The organism is Flavobacterium sp., from assembly GCF_965657075.1.
Lineage (GTDB): Bacteria > Bacteroidota > Bacteroidia > Flavobacteriales > Flavobacteriaceae > Flavobacterium.
In genome coordinates this window covers 64,165-87,404 of the sequence record NZ_CBFHMV010000006.1, presented here as the reverse complement: position 1 = coordinate 87,404, position 23,240 = coordinate 64,165, and the positions used below count along the sequence as shown (strand labels likewise).

23 protein-coding genes and 1 tRNA gene are annotated in these 23,240 nt (G+C 29.5%); 8 read left to right on the top strand and 16 right to left on the bottom strand.

Features of this window, described 5'->3' with window-relative positions; translation table 11 throughout:
- The first annotated feature begins 50 nt into the window (after positions 1-50).
- Positions 51-674, top strand: a complete 624-nt coding sequence (locus ACTF56_RS06090) for a LuxR C-terminal-related transcriptional regulator (protein WP_438966019.1) — start codon at positions 51-53, stop codon at positions 672-674.
- Here ACTF56_RS06090 and dnaG read toward each other — a convergent pair.
- The 8 genes from dnaG to rlmN all read right to left on the bottom strand — a co-directional run bounded on the left by dnaG (position 671) and on the right by rlmN (position 8,036).
- The gene (gene dnaG, locus ACTF56_RS06085) at positions 671-2,650 is read right to left on the bottom strand and encodes a DNA primase (protein ID WP_438966018.1); all 1,980 of its coding nucleotides are present in this window, start codon (positions 2,648-2,650) and stop codon (positions 671-673) included. The genes ACTF56_RS06090 and dnaG overlap by 4 nt on opposite strands.
- Positions 2,651-2,757: 107 nt before the next feature.
- Entirely contained in the window at positions 2,758-3,087 is a 330-nt protein-coding gene (locus ACTF56_RS06080; protein ID WP_438966017.1) for a hypothetical protein, read from the bottom strand.
- 12 nt (positions 3,088-3,099) lie between these two features.
- On the bottom strand, positions 3,100-4,164 hold the full coding sequence (locus ACTF56_RS06075) for a hypothetical protein (RefSeq protein ID WP_438966016.1): 1,065 nt from the start codon (positions 4,162-4,164) through the stop codon (positions 3,100-3,102).
- Between the two features lie 30 nt (positions 4,165-4,194).
- Complete coding sequence (locus ACTF56_RS06070; RefSeq protein ID WP_438966015.1) at positions 4,195-4,932, bottom strand: hypothetical protein; 738 nt, start codon at positions 4,930-4,932, stop codon at positions 4,195-4,197.
- Positions 4,919-5,482, bottom strand: a complete 564-nt coding sequence (locus ACTF56_RS06065; RefSeq protein WP_438966014.1) for an RNA polymerase sigma factor — start codon at positions 5,480-5,482, stop codon at positions 4,919-4,921. Before ACTF56_RS06065 ends, ACTF56_RS06070 begins: the two co-directional genes overlap by 14 nt.
- A 212-nt stretch (positions 5,483-5,694) precedes the next feature.
- A complete protein-coding gene (locus tag ACTF56_RS06060) occupies positions 5,695-6,675 on the bottom strand; it encodes a polyprenyl synthetase family protein (protein WP_438966013.1) in 981 nt (326 codons plus the stop codon).
- Positions 6,676-6,732: 57 nt separating this feature from the next.
- On the bottom strand, positions 6,733-6,984 hold the full coding sequence (locus ACTF56_RS06055) for a hypothetical protein (RefSeq protein ID WP_438966012.1): 252 nt from the start codon (positions 6,982-6,984) through the stop codon (positions 6,733-6,735).
- 11 nt (positions 6,985-6,995) lie between these two features.
- A complete protein-coding gene (gene rlmN / locus ACTF56_RS06050; RefSeq protein ID WP_438966011.1) occupies positions 6,996-8,036 on the bottom strand; it encodes a 23S rRNA (adenine(2503)-C(2))-methyltransferase RlmN in 1,041 nt (346 codons plus the stop codon).
- Positions 8,037-8,129: 93 nt separating this feature from the next.
- Here rlmN and ACTF56_RS06045 point away from each other — a divergent pair, with 93 nt between their 5' ends.
- Positions 8,130-8,771 carry an O-methyltransferase gene (locus ACTF56_RS06045; protein ID WP_438966010.1) on the top strand — a complete coding sequence of 214 codons (642 nt, stop codon included), beginning with the start codon at positions 8,130-8,132 and terminating at the stop codon, positions 8,769-8,771.
- A gap of 64 nt (positions 8,772-8,835) precedes the next feature.
- Here ACTF56_RS06045 and ACTF56_RS06040 read toward each other — a convergent pair whose 3' ends face one another.
- From ACTF56_RS06040 to ACTF56_RS06015, 6 genes are all read right to left on the bottom strand, one after another.
- Positions 8,836-9,399: a phosphatase PAP2 family protein gene (locus tag ACTF56_RS06040; protein ID WP_438966049.1), complete on the bottom strand. Its 564-nt coding sequence runs from the start codon at positions 9,397-9,399 to the stop codon at positions 8,836-8,838.
- Positions 9,399-9,746: a Sec-independent protein translocase subunit TatA/TatB gene (locus tag ACTF56_RS06035; protein ID WP_438966009.1), complete on the bottom strand. Its 348-nt coding sequence runs from the start codon at positions 9,744-9,746 to the stop codon at positions 9,399-9,401. Before ACTF56_RS06035 ends, ACTF56_RS06040 begins: the two co-directional genes overlap by 1 nt.
- A gap of 104 nt (positions 9,747-9,850) precedes the next feature.
- On the bottom strand, positions 9,851-12,115 hold the full coding sequence (locus ACTF56_RS06030; RefSeq protein ID WP_438966008.1) for a M1 family metallopeptidase: 2,265 nt from the start codon (positions 12,113-12,115) through the stop codon (positions 9,851-9,853).
- Between the two features lie 19 nt (positions 12,116-12,134).
- Positions 12,135-12,638, bottom strand: coding sequence for a DUF6702 family protein (locus tag ACTF56_RS06025; protein WP_438966007.1), 504 nt, complete (start codon positions 12,636-12,638; stop codon positions 12,135-12,137).
- Positions 12,639-12,655: 17 nt separating this feature from the next.
- Positions 12,656-13,468, bottom strand: coding sequence for a carboxypeptidase-like regulatory domain-containing protein (locus ACTF56_RS06020; protein ID WP_438966006.1), 813 nt, complete (start codon positions 13,466-13,468; stop codon positions 12,656-12,658).
- Positions 13,458-14,252 (bottom strand): carboxypeptidase-like regulatory domain-containing protein, encoded by a 795-nt coding sequence (locus tag ACTF56_RS06015; RefSeq protein ID WP_438966005.1) that lies wholly within the window; start codon positions 14,250-14,252, stop codon positions 13,458-13,460. The genes ACTF56_RS06020 and ACTF56_RS06015 overlap by 11 nt, the downstream gene beginning before the upstream one ends.
- A 121-nt stretch (positions 14,253-14,373) precedes the next feature.
- Here ACTF56_RS06015 and pepE point away from each other — a divergent pair, with 121 nt between their 5' ends.
- Entirely contained in the window at positions 14,374-15,081 is a 708-nt protein-coding gene (pepE, locus tag ACTF56_RS06010) for a dipeptidase PepE (protein ID WP_438966004.1), read from the top strand.
- A 31-nt stretch (positions 15,082-15,112) separates the two neighbouring features.
- On the opposite strand, the gene ACTF56_RS06005 is transcribed toward pepE, so the two are convergent.
- A tRNA-Gly gene (locus tag ACTF56_RS06005) sits at positions 15,113-15,185 on the bottom strand.
- Positions 15,186-15,325: 140 nt separating this feature from the next.
- On the opposite strand from ACTF56_RS06005, the gene ACTF56_RS06000 reads away from it, so the two are divergent.
- Together ACTF56_RS06000 and ACTF56_RS05995 are read left to right on the top strand one after the other, a co-directional pair.
- Positions 15,326-15,766, top strand: coding sequence for a GNAT family N-acetyltransferase (locus tag ACTF56_RS06000; RefSeq protein WP_438966003.1), 441 nt, complete (start codon positions 15,326-15,328; stop codon positions 15,764-15,766).
- A 10-nt stretch (positions 15,767-15,776) separates the two neighbouring features.
- Positions 15,777-17,366, top strand: coding sequence for a L,D-transpeptidase family protein (locus ACTF56_RS05995; RefSeq protein ID WP_438966002.1), 1,590 nt, complete (start codon positions 15,777-15,779; stop codon positions 17,364-17,366).
- On the opposite strand, the gene ACTF56_RS05990 is transcribed toward ACTF56_RS05995, so the two are convergent.
- The gene (locus ACTF56_RS05990) at positions 17,340-17,969 is read right to left on the bottom strand and encodes a murein L,D-transpeptidase catalytic domain family protein (RefSeq protein WP_438966001.1); all 630 of its coding nucleotides are present in this window, start codon (positions 17,967-17,969) and stop codon (positions 17,340-17,342) included. The two genes, ACTF56_RS05995 and ACTF56_RS05990, sit on opposite strands and share 27 nt — an antisense overlap.
- Positions 17,970-18,240: 271 nt before the next feature.
- Here ACTF56_RS05990 and ACTF56_RS05985 point away from each other — a divergent pair, with 271 nt between their 5' ends.
- The 3 genes from ACTF56_RS05985 to ACTF56_RS05975 all read left to right on the top strand — a co-directional run bounded on the left by ACTF56_RS05985 (position 18,241) and on the right by ACTF56_RS05975 (position 23,232).
- A complete protein-coding gene (locus tag ACTF56_RS05985) occupies positions 18,241-18,471 on the top strand; it encodes a hypothetical protein (protein WP_438966000.1) in 231 nt (76 codons plus the stop codon).
- Positions 18,417-20,663, top strand: a complete 2,247-nt coding sequence (locus ACTF56_RS05980) for a DUF5916 domain-containing protein (RefSeq protein WP_438965999.1) — start codon at positions 18,417-18,419, stop codon at positions 20,661-20,663. The genes ACTF56_RS05985 and ACTF56_RS05980 overlap by 55 nt, the downstream gene beginning before the upstream one ends.
- A 133-nt stretch (positions 20,664-20,796) precedes the next feature.
- On the top strand, positions 20,797-23,232 hold the full coding sequence (locus ACTF56_RS05975; RefSeq protein WP_438965998.1) for a DUF5916 domain-containing protein: 2,436 nt from the start codon (positions 20,797-20,799) through the stop codon (positions 23,230-23,232).
- Positions 23,233-23,240: the final 8 nt, after the last annotated feature.

Below are 23,240 nucleotides of genomic sequence, written 5' to 3'. Positions count from 1 at the left end.
CTTTACTATTAAGATAATATATAGAAACCGTTAAGTATAATAATAAAGACATGATAAAAGTATGTGTAGCAGACAATAATCCAATGATTCATCAGGGTATTAAAACTTTCCTTAAAGATTCTGTGGACTTTGATGTTGTAGATTATGTTAGTTCACTTGAAGATTTGCATGAATTATTAGAAAAAAAAGTAATTCATTTAGTGATATTTGATGTTGAACTAGAAGGTTTAAATAGTATTAGAGATGTAAAAATCTTGATTAAAGATTTTCCTAACTCCAAATTTTTCGTTTACAGCAATGTATCGGAATCGCTCTATGCCAACAATGCCATAAAAGTTGGCGTTAGAGGTTATTTGGAAAAAAACAAAACATTAAGAGAATTTGGAACCGCTTTAAAATCAGTTTCACTTGGTAATGTCTATATGAGTGATGAAGCAAAAAAATACGAAAGAAATTTAGGAAAAAACACCACACGATTGCATAAAAAACTTTCTGCCAGAGAAATTGAAGTTTTAAAATATTTGGCTGACGGAAAGAAAAATAAAGAAATAGCTACTACTTTAGGATTGGATGAAAAAACAATCAGTACCTACAAACTAAGACTTTTGCATAAATTGCAAGTGACCAATTTAATTGACCTAATAAATAAAGCAAAAACTTTTGAATTGGTTTAATGACGAGACATTACTCTACCTAATTTTTTTGAAAACATGCTAGTCAACCCCAAATAATCAACCACTAAAGAAAGTGTTTCATTATTGTTTTCTGTTTCTTCGGTTTTGTTGACAATATTTTGTTTTAATTCATCAATAATTTTATTGACTAAAAACCATCTTAAAGTTAAGATTGTTTCTGATGTAAATTGAGCAATAGTTTGATTTTTTTGCTTAACTACAATTTGTTTCACTTCCCAATTGTGCAAAACTTCTCTTTCTTCATTCATAACAATGGATGTAACTTCATTAGCTATTTCTTCAGGAACTTGTTGTAAATAATGCTCAATATTTACATTTTCATTTTGATTGTAATAGTCAATTAAATCTGTGTAAATTGCTTTAAAAACTGGATTAGCCAACTCAACCTCATCTTCTTGAAGACTTAAAAAAATTCGTTGATGTATTTTGTATTTGTTGATTTCTTTATGTTCGTAAACTTCACCTTCATCATTGGTTTTGTATACTACATCTTCAAAATCTTCCTCTACATTTCCGTACAATAATAAAATTTGAATAATGGTATGTTCCAATTCATATTGAATATCAACTTTTGAAGTTGGAGTAGTACTATCATTTTTAACAACATCAAAGGCTTTTTGTTCTTCTTTATATTGTTTATTGGCTTCCGTTAAATCTTTTTTAACTAATTGAGCTAAAGTATTGAACAAAACATCTTCCGAAATATCCATTATTCGAGCACATTCTTGAATGTAGATTTCTCGTTTAATTCTGTCAGGAATTTTAGAAATGCTCACTACCATATCTCGAATCAAATCGGCTTTTTTGATAGGATCATTTTTCGCATCCAACATCAATAAAGAGGCTTTGAATTGAATAAAATCTTTGGCATTTTCTTCCAAATAAATTACTAAATCTTCATAAGACGTTTTTTTGGCAAAACTATCTGGATCATCACCATCAGGAAAGGTACAAACTCTCACGTTCATTCCAGCTTCCAAAATCAAATCTATACCACGAACAGAAGCTCTTAAACCCGCTGCATCACCATCAAAAAGCACCGTTATATTTGGCGTTAAACGATTGATTAATCGAATTTGATCTGGAGTTAATGCTGTTCCAGAAGACGAAACCACATTTTCAATTCCGGCTTGATTGAATTGAATCACATCGGTATAACCTTCCACCAAATAACAATTGTTTTGTTTGGCAATGGCTTGTTTGGCATGATAAATTCCGTAAAGCACTTTACTTTTATGATAAATTTCACTTTCAGGTGAATTTAGATATTTGGCTGCTTTTTTATCATTCGTTAAAATTCGACCACCAAAACCCAAAACCCTTCCACTCATGCTTTGAATTGGAAACATCACACGACCTTTAAAGCGATCAAATTGTTTATCTTCTTTTACTATAGAAAGACCCGTTTTTTCAAGAAATTCTAACTTGTATCCTTTTCCTAAAGCCTCTTTGGTAAAAGCATCCCAACTTTCAGGAGAATATCCTAAATTGAATTTTTTTATCGTATCTGAAGTAAATCCTCTTTCTTTGAAATAAGATAAACCAATTGCTTTTCCTTCATCATTATTGAGCAAAATATCCTGAAAATATTTACTGGCAAATTCGGAAACCAAATACATACTTTCCTTTTCATTGGCAACGGCTAAATCTTCATCGGTTTGAACGGTTTCTTCTAATTCGATATTGTATTTTTTAGCTAAATAACGAATGGCTTCTGGATAGGTAAAATGTTCGTGTTCCATTAAAAATGAAACCACATTTCCACCTTTTCCACTAGAAAAATCTTTCCAAATTTGTTTTACTGGAGAAACCATAAACGAAGGCGACTTTTCATCTACAAAAGGACTCAAGCCTTTTAAATTACTTCCTGCACGTTTTAAATTAACAAAATCACCTATTACTTCCTCAACACGAGCAGTTTCAAAAACGGTTTCTATGGATGATTTTGAGATCAATTATTAAAGTTGCTAAGTTATAAGGTTGCTAAGTTACAAAGTTTAAAAATAAAAAACCTATAAGAATATAAAACTCTTATAGGTTTGAACTCCAACTACTCAAAAAATTAAAAAAGAGTTTCTGTTTTTACATCCAATTTAGTACCTGTTTTCTTAATTCTAACATATACTTTTTTGGTTTTATTGTTGTTTTCTATTTCGTAAATTAGACCATAAACTTCTTTTAAAGTATCGCTACTTTTACCAATATATAAAGCAGCACTTTCTACAGAAATTAGATTGTAATTTGTGATTTCTTTGTTGTATTTTAGGTTTTGAAAATAATCTCCACCCACTTTTACAGCTTGTAATTTATCTGTTGCAGAATTAGAGCTTATGTACTGAAAAGCACAACTGGTAACACATAAAAACACAACTATTCCTGTAATTTTCTTCATTTTATTTATGGTTTAATTGAAATCGAATCGAATGCCTAAAGATACGTTATTTTGGTCAATAGTGTTGTTTTTAAATAAAGGATTTATGTCATACTTTACATATAAACTGGTTTCATTAAAACCAATATAAGCACTCAAACCATAAATAAAATCTGAAACATTATAATCCCCTTTTTGTTTGTCCTTAATATTGTCTCCATCTAATTCATATTTTAATAATTGTTTTGATTTTACACGAACCCCTGCATAACCACCTAAACCTATACGTATGGATTGGTGTGTTCTAAAATATATTTTATTGTTTTCTTTTGATACTTTTCTAGATGTAAAATCAAACTCTAAATGAGCTGGAAATGTTAAATAAACATTCCTAAATCTTGAATCTTTTAAACGTTCTGTAAACATTTGTAAATTGGTTTGATTTCCATCCTTTTCAAAATATCTATTCTCTGTTGGACGAAGATTATTATACATAACCGAAAAACCATATTTTGCATGTAAAAAATTATTGTTTTTGAAAATTCTGGTATTATAAGTAAAACCTAATTCATAAAAATGGGAACCCCAAACTCTAAAATCTGAATTTTCTATATCTTCTCCTTTAGTAATTAGATTATTAAGTCCAACTGCAAAAACAAATTGAGAAGTTGTTCTATTTTCTCTAAAGAATATTTTTTTTGAGCTAACAATATCTTTTTTAGTTTTTATTCCATTATTTATATTGTTGGCTCCTATTTGAATAGTATCTGTATTTTTTACTTTTCCATCAACTTTATCTTGAATTAATTGATTTAATTTTTCTTCTTCAACAGCTATTCTTGTTTCAATATTTGCAGCTTTTTCTTCTGCAATTTTTAATTTTAATTCTTCTCCTTTTTCTTTTGTGATTTTTGCTTTATTTACTTGTTCATCTATTGCGTCAATCGCTTTTTTTAACTCATTTTTCTCTTCTGTAGTTATTGCTTGTATTTTATCTGCTATTTCTTTGGCTCGTTCTTCAAAAGTTTTTTCTTGTGCTATAGCTTTCCCTAAAAATGAAATAAACAGGACAACAGTGTAAAAAATAATTTTGTTCATGATTTTCGTTTTTTGATTAATGATTGATTTTTATTCTTCGTAATTTCTATTAGCAATTGCTGTTGCTAATTCTTGATAATTTTTATTTAACTTTTTTATTACATTCGCTCTAAATGTTTGATTCAATTCATTTTCTGCATTAGACAACAACACATTGGCATCTACTTTAATTTTAGAATTGGATTTAGTAACAACTGGTTGATTTGGTGTGTAAGTATTTTCAACTTGAGCTAATAATTCTTTGGGTGAAATGTAACGATATTTGACTGTTGCTTGATGATTGATGATTTCAGAATTTGTATTATTAGAATTTTCTTGTGATGGATTGATGTTTGAAACTCCTTGATTTACGATTGTTGATTGTTGATTGTTGATTGTTGATTGATTTTGAGATTTTTTAATTAAATTATTGTTTTCAACTAAAACATCTTGTTTCTTGTTTCTTGTTTCTTGTTTCTCTTCTAAAACATACATGTTCTTTTGATTATTTTCTGAATTCTGAATTCTGAATTCTGAATTTTCGTCAACAATTATTGATTCATCATGAGTTGGCTGTATAGTTAAATTTTGATTATAAAAATAATATCCTATTGAAGCCAATATGATGAATGATGCTGCAGTGTTTAACCAAAAGAATCCTTTCTCTTTTTTTGGTTTTTCCTCTATACTCAACATTGCGTCTAATCTATCCCAAGAATTAACACTGGGCTTAATCTCACGATTGCTTAGTTTTTGTTGGACTTGTTTTTCAAAATTATTTAGTGCCATTTTGACTATTTTTAAGTTTATTAATTTGCTCTTGCAACAATTTTCGTGCGTGAGCTAACTGTGATTTTGATGTTCCTTCATTAATATTCAACATCTTGGCTATTTCGTTGTGTTTATATCCTTCAATTACATAAAGATTGAAAACCATTTTACATCCTTCGGGTAAATTATCAATCAGCAACTGAATATCATCTGTTGAAAAATCTTGCTCTTCTGAAAAATCATTTGGCAAAACTGTTTCTTCTATATTCTGATGATTGAAATTGTTTTTCTTGACTCGAATATAATCGATACATTCATTTACCATAATTCTTCTAATCCAACCTTCAAAACTTCCTTTGTGTTCAAAATTTTTGATATTTGTAAACACTTTCATAAAAGCTGTTATCATAACATCTTCAGCATGATGCACATCTTTAATATATTGTCGGCAAACGCTTAACATCTTTGGAGAAAAATTAGCATACAATTGATGTTGTGCTTGTCGGTTATTTTCGACAGCCAATTGGATGAGTTCTTTTTCTTGTTGATGTAATTGTATTACCCTCATGGAAAGTGATCAGTGATCAGTTTTTAGTGTTCAGTAAAATAGTCTTCTATTAACATAGACGAGAATGATTTTGAAATGGTTGTATTGGAAGTATTCAGTAGTCAGTTTTTTTTAGTGGTCAGTTAATAAGTTTGTGCTAAAATAAAAATGAAACACCTTTAAAACACAATAATAAGAACTGCAACTGAATACTATTTACTGAACACTGAACACTATTTCTTTCTTTCAATAACGTAGTTCACCATTAAAACTAATGAGGATTTATATACTGAATCTGGGAAATCTTGTAGGAGTTGAAGTGCTTCTAGTTGAAATTGCACCATTTTTTGTTCTGCGTAAACTAATCCGTTTTTGTCTTTTACGAATTGGATTACTTCTTTAACTCTTTTTTTATCTTTATTGTGATTTTTTACCGAATTGATTACCCAACTTTTTTCTTTTGAAGAACAATTATTCAAAGCGTAAATTAAGGGTAAAGTCATTTTTTGTTCTTTGATGTCGATTCCTGTTGGTTTTCCAATAGCATCATCAGTATAATCAAATAAATCATCTTTAATTTGAAAAGCCATTCCGATTAGTTCACCAAATTTTCGCATTTTTTCAACAACTTCAGTGTTTTCTGGAGCTACAGAACAAGCTCCAAGCGAACAACAAGCAGCAATAAGAGTAGCTGTTTTTTGTCGTATGATTTCATAATAAATATCTTCTGTGATATCCAATCTTCGTGCCTTTTCGATTTGAAGTAATTCACCTTCACTCATTTCGCGAACAGCAACCGAAATTATTCTTAGTAAATCAAAATCGTTATTATCTATTGAAAGTAATAATCCTTTTGAAAGCAAATAGTCACCCACTAAAACGGCAATTTTATTTTTCCAAAGCGCATTTATGGAGAAAAAACCTCTTCGTTTGTTGCTATCATCAACCACATCATCGTGAACCAAAGTTGCCGTGTGTATTAGTTCTATAACAGAAGCACCACGATAGGTTCGCTCGTTTACAGTTCCTTTAGAAATCATTTTGGCTGTTAAGAAAACAAACATGGGTCGCATTTGTTTTCCTTTTCGATTGACAATATAATAAGTGATGCGATTTAATAAAGCCACTTTTGAAGACATGGATTGGTGAAACTTTTTTTCGAAAAGTTCCATTTCCTTGGCAATTGGTAGTTTTATTTGTTCGACTATTTTCATATTAAGAACAAAAATAGTCTATTTGTTTGAAGCTAAAAAGGAAAATAATATTCTTCACTAATATAATCCTAAAATTTTTTGAATAATAAGCGCAATTAAAAAGAAAAAAAGCGCTCCAATCCATCTATTATTAAATTGATGTCCGAAAACATCATAGTGATCATTTGAGTTTTTTGGTCCATATAAATATTCTTTAAAAGTAAATTCTGTTCTATTTTTATTAAAATTTAATATTTTGCCAAAAAACCATCTTACTGAAGCTCCTATATAGTTTAATAAATAACCTGCAAAGTTCCTAAAGAAATACATTCTAAAAAATTTTATGACTTATTAGCCAATTGTCCGCAAGCAGCATCGATGTCTTTTCCACGACTTCTTCTTACTTTAACTATAATTTTATTTTTTTCTAAAGCCGAAATATAATCGTTTGTAGCTTGTTCCGAAGCTTGTTGAAATTCGCCATCATCAATTGGATTATATTCAATCAAATTGACTTTACAAGGCACGTATTTGCAGAATTTAACCAATGCATCTATGGAAGCTTGATCGTCATTAATTCCTTTCCAAACAACATATTCATAAGTTATAGCACTTTTTGTTTTTTTATACCAATATTCTAATGCTTCACGTAATTCAGGTAACGGAAAACTTTTGGTAAAAGGCATAATTTTATTTCGAGTTTCTTCGATAGCTGAATGCAGCGAAACAGCTAATTTGAATTTTACTTCATCATCAGCCATTTTTTTAATCATTTTAGAAACTCCAGAAGTGGAAACTGTAATTCGTTTGGGCGACATTCCTAAACCTTCTTTAGAGGTAATCATTTCGATAGATTTCATAACGTTTGGATAGTTCATCAAAGGTTCACCCATTCCCATGAAAACGATGTTTGATAAAGGTCTATCAAAATACAAACGACTTTCATTATCGATCGCAGCTACTTGATCATAGATTTCTCCAGGTTCCAAATTTCTCATACGTTTCAAACGAGCAGTTGCGCAAAAATTACAATCCAAACTACAACCTACTTGACTAGAAACGCAGGCTGTTGTTCTAGTTTTAGTAGGAATAAGAACACTTTCAACAATTAAATCATCATGCAAACGAACAGCATTTTTAACTGTTCCATCTTCGCTACGTTGCATCGTATCAACTTTAATGTGATTTATGACAAAATTGGCTTCTAACATACTACGTGTTTCTTTAGATACATTAGTCATATCTTCAAATGAATGAGCACGTTTGCTCCATAACCATTCATAAACTTGATTACCACGGAAAGCTTTGTCTCCGTTTTTCTCGAAAAATTCGCGAAGTTGTTCTTTTGTTAAAGCTCTTATGTCTTTTTTTGTCGTTTGCATGGTGTAAAAGTAAAGAAAATAGAGAATAGAAAATAGAGAATAGAAGAAAGAAGTGCTGGAATTTGTATTTTTGTATTTCAATTATACCATTTTATGCACTTTATATCAGAAGAATTAGAAAATTATGTTGCCCACCACAGTCAAAAAGAACCTCAACTTTTAAAAGAATTAGACATTGAAACGCATCAAAAAATTATGCAACCTCGTATGTTGAGTGGTCATTTTCAAGGGAGAGTTTTGAGTATGTTGTCAAAAATCATCAATCCAAAACATATTTTAGAAATAGGCACTTATACTGGTTATGCTGCTTTGTGTTTGGTTGAAGGATTACAAAAAGAGGGCACTTTAGATACGATTGATATTAATGAAGAATTGGTTGAAATTCAGGAAAAATATTTTAATTTATCGGAATATAAGAATCAAATTACATCGCATTTAGGTGATGCCATGCAGATTATCCCAACATTAAAAAAAACATTTGATTTGGTTTTTATTGATGCTGATAAAGAAAATTACATCAATTATTACAACTTGATTGTGCCTATGATGCATAAAGGTGGTATTATTTTATCAGATAATGTTTTATGGAGTGGAAAAGTTTTGGAAGAATTGAATCCGAAAGACACAAGTACCAAAATTTTATTAGAATATAATAAATTAATCAATGAAGATTCGAGAGTGGAAACGGTTTTGTTGCCTATTCGAGATGGATTGACAGTTACTAGGGTTTTGTAGTTGGTTGTTGGTTGTTGGTTGTTGGTTGTTGGTTGTTGGAAAATTATTAGAAATTATAACATCTTTAATTACTTTGGTATTTAATTATGAACAAACTATACAATTTATAAAAAATTATTCCATTGATTATTCCAAAAACGTAACCTGAAAGAATATCTAAAGGATAGTGTAATCCAAGATAAATTCTGCTGTAAGCAAATATTAGAGGAAATAAGAATAACAAATAAGTGTGATTATAATACTTCCTAATAATCAAGAAAATAAATATAGTTGAAGCCATAGAATTAGCTGCATGACCAGAAAAATAACTAAAAGAATTCCTACTAATTACAATTCGAATTATATCTTTGATTTCCGGATTATTACATGGTCTTAAACGCTGAATTCCGTTTTTGACTAGGTTAGTGATTTGATCTGTAAAAGTGATTAAAAGTGCTAAAAAAACAATTGTAATTCCTGCATTTTTCCAACCTACTTTCTTTTGTATTAAATAAAAAATACCAATAAACAATGGTGTCCAATAAATTTGCTTGGTAATAATACTCCAAAAATCATCATACGGAACACTTCCTAAACCGTTTAAAAAAACAAATAGATCTTTGTCAAATTTTAATAGCTCTTCCAAAATTATAATTGTCTTTTAATAGGTCCAGATAAATTTTCGATGTCTTCTTTTACTTTTTCAATAGGATTTGTAATATCTGAAGTAATATTTTCGACTGGATTTACAGCTTTTGAAATGCCTTCTTTTGCTTTTTTAATTTCTTCTGAAATTCCACCAGTTATCGAATTCATATCTACTCCGTTATCGGAAGCACTTTTCTGAATTTCGTTTTTAATTTCGTTGGAAGCATTTTTTAATTGCGCCATAGTTTTACCCAAAAATCTTGCGATATCCGGAATTCCCTTAGAACCAAAAATCATAATGGCTATTAAAATAATAAAGAAAAGTTCGCCTCCACCTATTCCAAACATGGTAGTATTTTTTAATTTTAAAAAGCAAAGTTACAAAGAAAAAAATAACCTTTGCCAAAGTTTGAAATTTTGACAAAGGTTTAACTTGTTGTATTGAATTATAATTACTTCTTTTCTAATTCGTCAAACTTAGTTTTTACTGCTTCTTTAGGCCACATATTGTTTTCAACATCAATATCTGCAGTTTCTAATTTTGGGTCTAATTGTATTTTTACAATTTTTTTCTCTGTTGCAAAAACTCTTTTAGCAGTATCATTACTCATTCGCCAAATTTGAGCAGGAAATTTTTGAGTTTCAGAAGTGCCGTCTTCAAATTGTAATTCAACAATTATTGGCATAATCATTCCTCCTGGTTTTTCAAATTCTACTTCATAAAAATATTTTGGTGCTTTTAAATCACGTTTTTCTTCTGCTGTATAGTGTTCATTAACATAGTCAGAAAGCAATTTCACATCTTTAACTTCAAAAGCTTTTTTTGTTTTCTTATTAAATTCTTTATGATTAGAGTCAACTAAATAAATGAATGGCCCTTCGTTGTAAGTAAAACGACCTGTTCTCATTTTATAGTCTTTCAATTCAGAAGTTGGTTCAGTAGAAACATAATATTCTTTTACATCTTTAATTCCTAAATCCACGTAATCTGTAGAATAGAACCATCCTCTCCAAAACCAATCTAAGTCGACTGCAGAAGCATCCTCCATTGTTCTAAAGAAATCTTCTGGAGTTGGGTGTTTAAATTTCCAACGTTGTGCATACGTTTTAAAGGCATGATCAAATAATTCTCTTCCCATAATAGTTTCACGTAGAATATTTAAACCTGTTGCTGGTTTTCCGTAGGCATTTGAACCAAATTGAAAAATATTTTCAGAATTGGACATAATTGGAGCAATAAATTTTTGATTTCCTTTCATGTAAGGAACAATTTTCGCAGCTGGTCCTCTATCTGTAGGGAAATTTGCATCAAATTCTAATTCGGTTAAATATTCTAAAAATGTATTTAAACCTTCATCCATCCATGTCCATTGTCTTTCATCAGAATTGACAATCATTGGGAAAAAGTTATGTCCAACTTCATGAATAATAACTCCTAACATTCCGTATTTGGTTCTATCTGTAAATTTTCCTTCTTTATCTGGACGACCAAAATTCCAGCAAATCATTGGATATTCCATTCCTTGATCTTCTGCAGAAACAGAAACTGCTTTAGGATAAGGATAATCAAATGTATGTTTTGAATAGGTTTTTAAAGTTTGAGCAACTGCTCTTGTAGAATAATCACCCCATAGTGGATTAGCTTCTTTTGGATAGATTGAAATTGCCATTGGTTTAGCCGTTTCCAACTGAACTGCCATAGCATCTAACATGAATTTACGAGAAGTTGAAAAGCCAAAATCACGAACATTTTGGGCTTTAAAGTGCCAAGATTTCTTTTCATCAGAAAAACCTTTTGAAGCATTTACTGATTCTTCTTCCGTTACAATTAGTACAGGTTTATCAAAAGTATTTTGAGCTTTCTCCCATCGCTTTACTTGCTCTGCAGTAAAAACCTCTTTTCTGTTTTGCAGTTCGCCTGTAGCTTCCATAATATGATCAGCAGGTACAGTAATAGTTACATCATAATCTCCAAAAGTTAAAGCGAACTCGCCTCTTCCCCAAAATTGCATGTTTTGCCAACCTTCAACATCACTGTAAACAGCCATTCTTGGAAAAAATTGAGCCATTACATACAAACGATTTCCGTCTTCAAATTGTTCATAACCCGAACGACCACCATCTACTCTGTAATTATTAATTTTGTACCACCATTTGATTGAAAAAGTTAGTTTTTCATTGGTTTTTAACGGTTTGTCTAAATCAATACGCATCATTGTATGATTGATGGTATATTTCATTGGTTTTCCATTAGCATCATTTACATATTCAAGATTGAAACCTCCATCAAAACCTTTTTCCATGAATTGTTTTGCAAATCTATCTTCTGTTAAAGCTGGACTAACTCTTTCATTACCTACCAAAGGAGTTTGTGAAGTACGAGAGCGCATATTTTGATCCAATTGCACCCATAAATACTCTAATGCCTCTGGTGAATTATTAGTGTAAACAATTGTTTCTGTACCGTATAATTTTGTATTTTTATCATCTAACTCAACATTGATTTTATAATCTGCTTGTTGTTGATAATAAGCTGGACCAGGTGCTCCAGAAGCTGCTCTAAACATATTAGGAGTAGCTAGTAAATCATACATCTGACGAAACTTATTTTCGTTATAATGTCCTGATTCTTTTGTTTTTTCTTCCTTTTTTTCTTGAGCAATTATTTGTCCAAAAACAAAAAACAAGCTGCAAAAAAGTAACACTTTAGATTTCATATATTTGATTTAGTTAGTTTTAAAATTTAATTTTTTCTTTAATATTGGTATTAGTAAACAAAAAGCTTTGTTTGTTACTATTTATGTTGGTATGTAATAAATTTTGTTGTTCAGAAAACTGTTCGGTAAGAATTGTATTTGTAATACCAGCCGATTTTATTTTACCAGAATAAGAGATTTTATGATAACAAACCATTACATCATCATCATATTCTTTGGTGACAAAAATAAGTTCTTGCTCTTTATTATTTACAGATATTTTTAATTTTTCTTTGAAATATTGAGCAATTAATTCATTTGACTCTTTGATTTCTTGCTTAGTATCAAAATTGATTTTCTTTTTATATTTAGTTTCAAAAGCTTTTTCAATATCATCAATAAAAACTCTTGAAGTAATTTGAAATTCTTTTTTTTCTGATTTATAATCTACTTGAAAAACACCTATATAAAATTTATGAACTGTAAAGGAAGAAGCAATAGCAAATAGTAAAACAAGAAAGAGTGTAATTCTAATCTTTTTCATTGAGCAAATATAAAACATTATTCTTCTTTTTCTAAATTTTTAAATTCTTCTGCCTTTTTGCTTAAATAGTTCATCAATTCAAGTTTATTTTCAGACTTTAAATAAGAAACCAATTCTTTGGGTTTAAGTTCAGCAAAAGATAAAAATAAAGGGATTTGTTCTTCTGTTAAACCTAAGTCATCTGTATAATAATTCTCAGAAAAAATTTCCAGCATGTGATCATAAAATGTTTTTTCTTTTACTTGTTCCACTCTTTTTTTATTGTAAATTTCCTGCCTAATTTCCTCTCTTCTGTCTTTACTAATAAACATTCTAGCAACAGCTTCAAAATTAACTCCAGTTAGAGGACTCATGTTATTTGGTATTGCAGAATTGACCACTCTAGTGGTACGAATGTCATCATAATTTTGCTTGGCAAAATCAATATTTCTTAAATCTGGTGTATAGGTTTTAATGTTTTTGGTATCCACTTCTAAAACTCCAGAAAGCGTATTGGGTGTTACAACAATTTCGTTTAATTCATTGACCTTTGTTCTCAAATAGATATCTACAAATTCCCTGTCCATATCCACTCTTGTTAAAATATACTTTTTGGATTGAAAACTAATAGATTCAAAAACCAAGGTGTCTTTTTCTCTCGCATAAATGCTAAAATTTCCTTTGGTATCAGAAACATTTCCTAAATTAGAAGAAGCATTATAAACCGTTACGTTTACCACCTCCAGTGAATCAGAATGAATTTTTCCCTTAAGCAATTGCCTTAAGTTTTTTTGAGCAAAAGAACTTAAAGAAAATAAAAAAAGTACGGTAATAAAAACTTTATTTTTCATTGGTATTTTCTTTTGGCTTTTCAACTTCTTGTATTGGACTGATCTCAATTTCATTTAAAAGCAAGAATTGAGTAGATAAATCGGTCAATAAAAAAGAGGCTAAAGTGTTATTTTTATTTTTAATTGCCTCCGAAAAAGCTGCATCTTCCACAATGTAATACAAAAAACCGTCTATATAAATTTCTGGAATATGTAAATTGTTTAAAAAATAATCTCTTTCATACATATCCATGATTTTATTTCTGAGAATGTCTTTCTTCTCCAGAATCACATTTTTCTTTAGTGCAGATTTTCTTCCTGAAATATCATTCAACAAACCATCAACACTCATACCTCCTAAAGGAATTAACAAAGGGCTATACCACTTAAAATCATCTCCAGCAGCATTTAAAGCCCTTTCAGCTGGTGTGTATCGTTTAATATTTGGAGAAACAATTCCTAAAGCTACTGCATTAATATTAGGATATTCGGTTAAAACAATTTCGTCTAAATTTTGAAAAGCTGGATTTAATTTCACAAAAACACCTTCTTTAAAATCTGTTTTTTTTATGACTATTTTCTTTCCTTCTAAGTTAATTGCACTAAACATTAAAGTATCATTAACACTAGATTTAATAGAAAAACTACCATTAACATCAGTAACTGTTCCTGTATTTTTATTAATGTTAATTACATTAATACCTTGTAACTCATTGGTAACAACTGCAATTTTTCCTTTAATGATAGAGTCATTTTGAGAAAAAACTACAAAAGGAAATAAAATGAAAAGTATTTTTTTAATCATTGGCTAAAAATAGAAGCGTAAATATATCGGTTAGTAATCTTAAGTAAATGTAAAAAGATTATAAACTTTTGTTAATTCAAAAAAAGAATAACTTTGTATAAAAGTAATAAAACATTTTGAAATGAGAAAAATCATCATCGCAAGCACTTCAACACTATATAATGGAGCTTATTTGGACTATTTACTTCCCACATTAAAAAAGCATTTTGAAAATGTAAAAACCCTTCTTTTTATTCCCTACGCAAGACCTAGCGGAATTTCGCATGAAGCATATACCAACAAAGTTAAGGCTGCTTTCAGTAATTTAAATATTGAAGTAAAAGGAATTCATGAATTTGAAAATCCGATTGAAGCCGTACAACATGCTGAAGCTATATTTACAGGAGGTGGAAATACTTTTGTTTTGGTAAACGAATTATTTAAAAACAAAATATTGGATACTATTGAAAAAGTGGTAAAAAATGGAACTCCTTATTTAGGAACAAGTGCAGGAAGTAATATTTGTGGTTTAACCATTGGCACTACTAATGATATGCCAATTGTATATCCACCTAGTTTTAGAACGTTAGGATTTATGTCTTTTAATATAAATCCGCATTATTTAGATCCGGTTGAGAATTCTGAACACATGGGAGAAACAAGAGAAACAAGAATTAATGAATTTCATCAATTTAATCCACAACCTGTTCTTGGACTTAGAGAAGGAAGTTGGTTAGAAGTAAAAGGCACATCAATTATTTTAAAAGGAAACCTTACCGCAAGATTATTTAAACGAAATGAAAACCCAATTGAAGTTGAACCTGAAACCGAGCTGAATTATTTAAAATAAAAAAGCCTCAAATAAAAATTTGAGGCTTTAGAGCGGAAGACGAGGCTCGAACTCGCGACAACCAGCTTGGAAGGCTGGAGCTCTACCAACTGAGCTACTTCCGCATTATTGAAGTGCAAATATACTATAAAAGTTTTTCTATTTGCAAATTTTTTTGAAAAAAATAAGTAATATTTTTTTGTAAATTTACATGTGATTTGCTTTAAAAAATATAAACTGCTTAAATACAAAATATTATAACCCAATGTTACAAATAAAAATTTGCAATTCAAATGAAATTTATGCTGTAAGACATCAAGTTTTAAGAAAAAATAAACCTTTTGAGACTGCTTTTTTTGATGGTGACGACTTAAAAACAACATTCCATTTTGGATTATTTTGGGAAAATGAAATTATTGGAGTGGTTTCTGGCTTCAAAAAAAGTAATAATTTATTTGAAAGCGAAAACCAATGTCAAGTTAGAGGCATGGCTATTTTGGATCTTCATCAAAAAAAAGGATACGGAAATGAACTATTAAAATATGTTGAAAACTACTATAAAAATCAAAATTATAATCTCATTTGGTTTAATGCTAGGAAAAGTGCTGTGCCTTTTTATCAAAAAATGGGATACAAACCCATCGGTACGCTTTTTGATATAATAGATATAGGTCCACATTACATTATGTATAAGGACATAAAATAAAGGTCACTTTATGAAAAAATTATGCTATTTATTGATTCCGTGTCTTTTTGTCGTAAGCTGTAAAAAAGACAAAGTTGTAATAGAACAGGTTGAACAAATTACCATCAATAAAGATTCAATCAACAATGTAATTAATGATTCTATTGTACTGAAATTGCCTGAGAAAATTCAAAATTTATATAAAAAATTCGACAATAAAATCATTTGGAGCAGTTCTAAAAACAGAAAAGATTTATTGGAAAGCATAAGCAAATGCTCAGAAGACGGATTATTTGTTGAAAATTATGAGTTAGAAAAATTAAAATCTTTTGAAAAAAACAGAAATCAACTGAACTACTTCGATTTTGAAAAGTATGATATCTTTTTGAGTAAGGCTTTTAATAATTTGTCCAATCATTTAAAACGCGGAATAATAAACCCTAAGGAAATGTATTCCGATTGGGATGTTCCATTTAGAAACGCAATTGAGATTAACCAATTAGCCAACGCAATTGATAATGAAAAAATAAAATCTTTCTTAAAAGATCATACAGCCCAAAATAATTCATACATAATCTTAAAAGAAAATTTAAAAAAATACAAAGAATTTCCTAATGAAGCTTTTTCCTTAATTCCAAAAGCTTCTAAAATTGTTCTAAATGAAACTCACACTTCAATACCTTTAATAAAAAGGAAATTAAAATATTTTGGCTTTATAACAGAAAATGACGAATCTACATTATATGATAATTCAACATTTAATGCCGTCAAAAAATTTCAAGAAAGCCAAGGACTTTCCGCTGATGGAGTAATTGGAAACAGCACATTCAATGCTTTAAACATTTCTAAAGAAAGTCTTCTCAAAAAAATAAGAATTGCCATGGAACGAGCCAAATGGTATCCTGACAACATAAGCAACACTTGCCTCTTTGTGAACATACCCGATTTTAAGGTACACTTTATTTTTGAAGGAGATACCATAGACACCAAAAGAACTGTTGTTGGAACTGTAAAACGAAAAACACCAGTTTTAAGTTCAAGAATTTCTGATTTAATTTTCAATCCTACTTGGACACTGCCGCCTACGATTGTAAAAGAAGACATGACACCAAAAGCTAAAAAAAATAGAGGCTACTTTGCTGCATCTAGAATCACAATAAAAGACAACAAAGGAAATATTGTAGATCCTAAAGATTGGAATCCTGAAAATTACAATGCTTATCGATACGTTCAATCGTCAGGAATTGATAACGCTTTGGGATTAGTAAAGTTTAATTTTGCCAATAAATATTCCGTATTTCTTCATGACACCAATCACAGGGATTACTTTGACAGAAGCAATAGAGCTCTAAGTTCTGGCTGTGTAAGAATTGAAGATCCATTAGCATTTTCAAAGTCAGTTTTAATGAAAGAAAACGAAGAAAAATGGAAAGATTTTGAAATTGATTCTATCATCAAAAGGGCCGAAAAGAGAACAATTAGCTTAACTAAAACTATTAAAATCTATCAGTTTTACACTACCTTTTGGATACAAAATAATGTATTTCATACCAGAAAAGATGTCTATAATTATGATGATGCATTGTATCAAAAATTAAGAAGTCAATCTATTTTTAATTGATTTATTTCTTAAAGGGTGATAAATAAAAATCAATGATTTATTTTTTATTTTTTCGATAATTTCGCCATTCAATTCTACTGGCAAAGCAGGGCAACCTAAACTTCTTCCCAATCGTCCGTTATTGTTTATAAAGTTTTGACTTACATAATCAGCACCATGAATCACAATAGCTCTATTTCTTGCATTGTCGTTAATTCCTTCTTCAATACCGTCTAATTTTAAAGATTTTCCATGTTTTCCTTCATAAAGTTCTCCGGTTAAATAAAAACCTAAACTACTTTTATAGGATTCTTGTTTGTTAGAAAATTCTGTAGCAAATTCTTCACCCGAATTTTTACCATGTGCTACTAAAGTATGATATAAAACGGTATTCTTAGCCAAATCTATAACCCAAAGTCTTTTTTTATTTGATGAAAAACTAAAATCAATTATAGTTAATAATGTATTTTCTATTTCTTTTTTATTCTTTAATTTGTTGAACCCTTTTAAAGCTGAATCAAAACATTCAAAAGAAGGTAAATTATTGGTATCCGAAAAAATAGTATGAAACTGTTGTTCTACTTTACTTGACACAACATGAATAGCTACATCTTTATTTTTCAAAATAATATTTTCCTGTTTGTTTTCAAAATTTTTATTCTCTGTAGCAATTAAAAAAGTTAGAAAAACGAGGGTGAAAAATTTATAAAACATTGATTTTAATATATTTATGGATTGCAAAAGTAAATTTAATTTTAAGACCACAAAAAAATAGTAACATAAAATCAAAAAAATACGGTTTTACCGTAATTATCAGACTGTTTAAACGTAAATTTTTTTATATTATTGCATATTACAAAAAACAGAAATAGTATTGCACAAAAATCAGCAGCTTATGAAGCAATTATCTTTAATTTTCACTTTCATCTTATTGTTAATTAATACAAACAATATCAATGCACAATCCTCTAAAAAAACTACTCGAGCTAAAAAAATAAGCAGCTCAGTAAATTTAGATGGAATCTTAGACGAGAATGAATGGAAAGATGCTCCAATTGCTAATGATTTATTATGTTTTATCCAAACAATGGCGAAGCAGAAAACCCTAACAAAAAAACAGAAGTAAAAATTCTATACAATGATGAAGCTGTTTATGTTGGTGCTACAATGTATGATGACCCCAATAATGTTTTAAAAGAAATTAAACTTAGAGATGAATTTGGAGCTTCTGATCATTTTGGCGTTTTTTTTAATGGATTTAATGACAACCAATTAGAGCACCGTTTTTTTATTAGTGCGGCTGGCGTTCAATTGGATGCTATTACTACTTCTGAAGGAGAAGATTATTCTTGGGATGCTATTTGGGAATGTAAAGTAAATATCACATCATACGGATGGGTTGCCGAATTTAAAATTCCTTATGCCGCTTTACGTTTTTCTGATAAAGAAGTCCAAACTTGGGGTTTAAACATGTTTAGAGATATCAATAAAGATAATACCAGTTATTGTTGGAATTTCATCAACAGCAACATAACCAACGAGGTAGTTCAAGCTGGAATTTTGGAAGGAATTGAAAAAATTGAACCACCAACACGATTGTTTTTTATTCCTTACACATCCTATTACCATACCAATAACGATTCAGGAAATGAAAATCAATTCAAAGCTGGTATGGATATTAAATATGGTATCAACGATTCCTTTACTTTAGATGCTATTTTGGTACCCGATTTTGGTCAAGTCACTTTTGATAACGTTCGACTTGTTCTTGGTCCATTTGAACAACAATTTATTGATTACAGACCATTTTTTACCGAAGGAACAGATTTGTTTAATAAAGGTAATATGTTTTATTCAAGAAGAATTGGTGGTGAACCTGCACTAAGTTTTGATGAACTTTATTATTCACTTCCAGACAATGAAGATATTAATAAATTTCCAAGTGCCGTTAATTTGATTAATGCCACCAAAATATCTGGAAGAACCAAAAAAGGCTTGGGAATTGGATTTTTAAATGCGGTTACCGAGAAAACATCTGCTGAAATTATAAACATTGACAACGACAATTTAAGAGACCAAGTAGTTGAACCTTTGGCTAATTATAATGTTTTTGTACTAGATCAAAGATTTAGAGGCAACTCATCCGTTTCGTTTATTAATACCAATGTACTTAGAAATGGTTTTGGTAGAGATGCAAACGTTTCGGGATTAGTTTATGATTTAAATACAAAGTCGAACAGTTACAAACTTTTTGGCGATTTTAAATTCAGCTATGTAAATGCTTATGGAGAAATCAAAAGAGGCACAAATTCTACTATAAATTTTGCCGATACCAAAGGTAAATTTCAATATGGTTTTGGAACAGGTTATATTTCCAAAGATTACGATCACAACGATTTAGGTATAATTTTTACAAATAACTATTATACTTTTAAAAGTGATGCGAGTTTTAGAACCTTAAAATCTACCAAAAATTTTAATTCAATAGTAATACAATCTTCTTTATTAACTGAATTTCAAAACACAACAGGAAAACTTCAAACGGGTGAATTTGATTTAGACACCAACTTTTATAACTTGAAAAATGATGCTTTAAATATAGGTGTAACTGTAAATCCGTTCGAAACTTTTGATTTTTATTTTCCTGGTATTGATGGAAGGTTTAATTACAATCCAAAATCATATCGCGTTGATGGTGTTATAGTTTCCAATAATAATCGAAAATACAGTTTTAGTCTGGGCTCAAATTTTACAAAATATGATCAAGACAAAAGAAACACTATAGGTTTAGATTTCATTCAACAATACCGATTCAACAACAAACTTTATTTTCAATTAGGATTTAGAGGTGCAAAAAGGTTAAATGATATTGGCTTAGTAGATTATGTTGATGATGCTATTATTTATGCCAAAAGAGATGTAAAAATTATTAAAAACACGGTCAACGCTAAATATTCCATTTCGGATGTAATGAATATCAACCTAAAAGTAAGATATTATTGGGCGCATGTTTTAAATAATGATTTTTTAACTTTACGAAATGATGGTTATTTTGATTCAAATTCAAATTACAATTTAAACAAAAATCTCAATAGAAAAATCTGGAATTTTGATTTGTCTTATTCTTGGTGGTTTGCTCCAGGAAGTTTAGTTTCCGTATTATATCGTAATAATTCCTTAACCAACGAAAGAGTTTTCAATACTAAATTTGTTGAAAATTTTAAAAATGCACTCTCTAATGACCCTAACAATACCATTTCAATAAGTGTTAGATATTATTTAGATTATAACAAGGCAGCCGGTTGGTTTAACAAATAATAGAAATCATAATTTTGGGTTAATATTTTCTTAAAAACTTACACGAAAAAAATATTAAATTAATTTTGTTGCTTCATTAATTAGGAATTAAGCAAAAAAACTGCTTGTTTTTCAATTCATTCTATTTTTCCTCATGAAGTATTTTAAGGTAATTTTTTGTGTTTTCATTTTTCAAAATGCATGGTCTCAAGACGAAAAAGCAGTCATTGAAAAAAAGATTTTAAATGCAAAAAAAACAAACTCTTCTATTAAAATTGATGGTATTTTAGATGAAGATAGTTGGAAAAACGCTGATATAGCAAAAGATTTTATCTCATTTGAACCTAAAAACGGAACTCCAATTCCAAACGAATTACGTTCAGAAGTCAAAATAATTTATGATAATGAAGCTATTTATATAGGTGCTTCGCTTTATGATAGTGAACCTGACAAAATTTTAAAAGAAATTACCGAAAGAGATGATTTTGGAACCAGTGATTTGTTTGGTGTTTTTATAAATGGTTACAATGACGGTCAACAAGATTTTCAATTTTATGTTTCAGCTGCCAATGGGCAAGCGGATTGTAATTTTACTTCTCAATATGGAGAAGATTATTCTTGGAATGCGATTTGGGAAAGTAATGTCAAAATAACTAATTTTGGTTGGAATTTAGAAATCAAAATACCTTATGCCGCTTTAAGATTTCCTAACAAAGACATTCAAACTTGGGGATTAAATTTCTTCAGAGAAGTCCGAAGAAACAGACAAAAATATACTTGGAATCCTATTGATAATCAAATTGGTGCGTTTTCACAACAAGCAGGAATTTTGAACGGAATTGAAAAAATAACTACTCCTACTCGATTATTTTTTATTCCTTACGCTTCTGGATATCTAAATGCGAATAAAGAAGAAACTACACTCACTTTAAAAGGCGGCTTAGATGTTAAATATGGAATAAATGATGCCTTTACTTTAGATGCTATTTTAGTTCCAGATTTTGGACAAACAAAGTTTGATAATGTGGTTCTTAACCTTGGTCCTTTTGAACAACAATTTAATGAAAATAGACCGTTTTTTACAGAAGGAACCGATTTGTTCAGCAAAGGTGATTTGTTGTATTCTAGAAGAATTGGTGGTGCTCCTGAATTTTATCCAGAATTAGCTGAAAACGAGACCATAGATGACTTTCCAACTAGCGTGAATTTATTAAATGCAGTAAAAATTTCGGGTAGAAACAATAATGGATTAGGAATTGGCTTCTTAAATGCAATAACCAAAGAAACTTTAGTCACCATTAAAAAAAAATTCACCAACAGTGCCAACGAAGTAGTGATTGAAGAACGAAAAGAAATTGTTTCGCCTTTAACCAATTATAATGTAACTGTTTTGGATCAAAGATTTAATCAAAATTCATCGGTGACTTTAATCAATACAAATGTTTCCAGAAATGGACATTTTAGAGATGCCAATGTTACGGGATTACTTTTCGATTTAAATACAAAAGCCAACACTTACAATTTGGCAGGAAAAGTAACCATGAGTAATGTTTATGATGTTAATAATTCAACTGGATTTAATTCTTCAATATATTTTGCAGAAACTTCGGGTAAATTTAGATATAATTTAGGAGCTGATTATGTTTCTGATACCTATGACAATAACGATTTAGGAATTAATTTTCAAACCAATTATTACGATTTTTTTAGTTCATTGAGTTATCGAATTTTAAAACCAACCAAAGTTTTCAATTCATTTAGAGTTAATTTTAGTAATTATTTTGAATTTAACAATACATCCAATTACATTCAGAGCAATAATTTTAATGTTAACATAAATACTACAGATAAAAAAAATCATTATTTTGGAGCAGGTTTTAATATTAGGGCTTTTGAAAATTATGATTATTACGAACCTAGAATTAAAAATCAATATTTAATTGTTCCAGAATACAAAAGTGCTTACATTAATCTTTCAACAAATTATAATTATAAATTTGCCTTAGATTTTTATACTGAATTTGGAAAATTCAATCAAATTGGAAGAACTAATTTAGATTTTTCCATAAGTCCAAGATATCGATTTAACGATAAATTTTCACTTATTTATGCCATAAATCCTTCTATACAAAAAAATAATATTGGATGGATTGATTATTTACCAGCCACCAACGAAACTATAATCGCCCAAAGAAATAGAAATACCATCAACAACCGATTGACAGGAAAATTTTCAATCAACAGCCAAATGAATTTCAATTTATCGGTAAGACATTATTGGTCAATTGCTGAAAACAATTCTATTTTTAACTTATTAGAAAATGGAAGATTGGTTGAAAACACATCTTACAACGAAAACAAAAACTCCAATTTTAATACATGGAATTTAGATTTGTCTTATTCATGGTGGTTCGCTCCAGGAAGTCAAGCAACCGTTTTATATCGCAACAATGCAGCCGATTTTAACAGAAACATCACAAAAAATTATGGCACAAATTTCAATAATGTATTTTCAGATAATTTAAACCACACCCTTTCCATAAGTATTCGCTATTTCATCGATTATAATCAAGCAAAAAATTGGATTTAATGTAAACT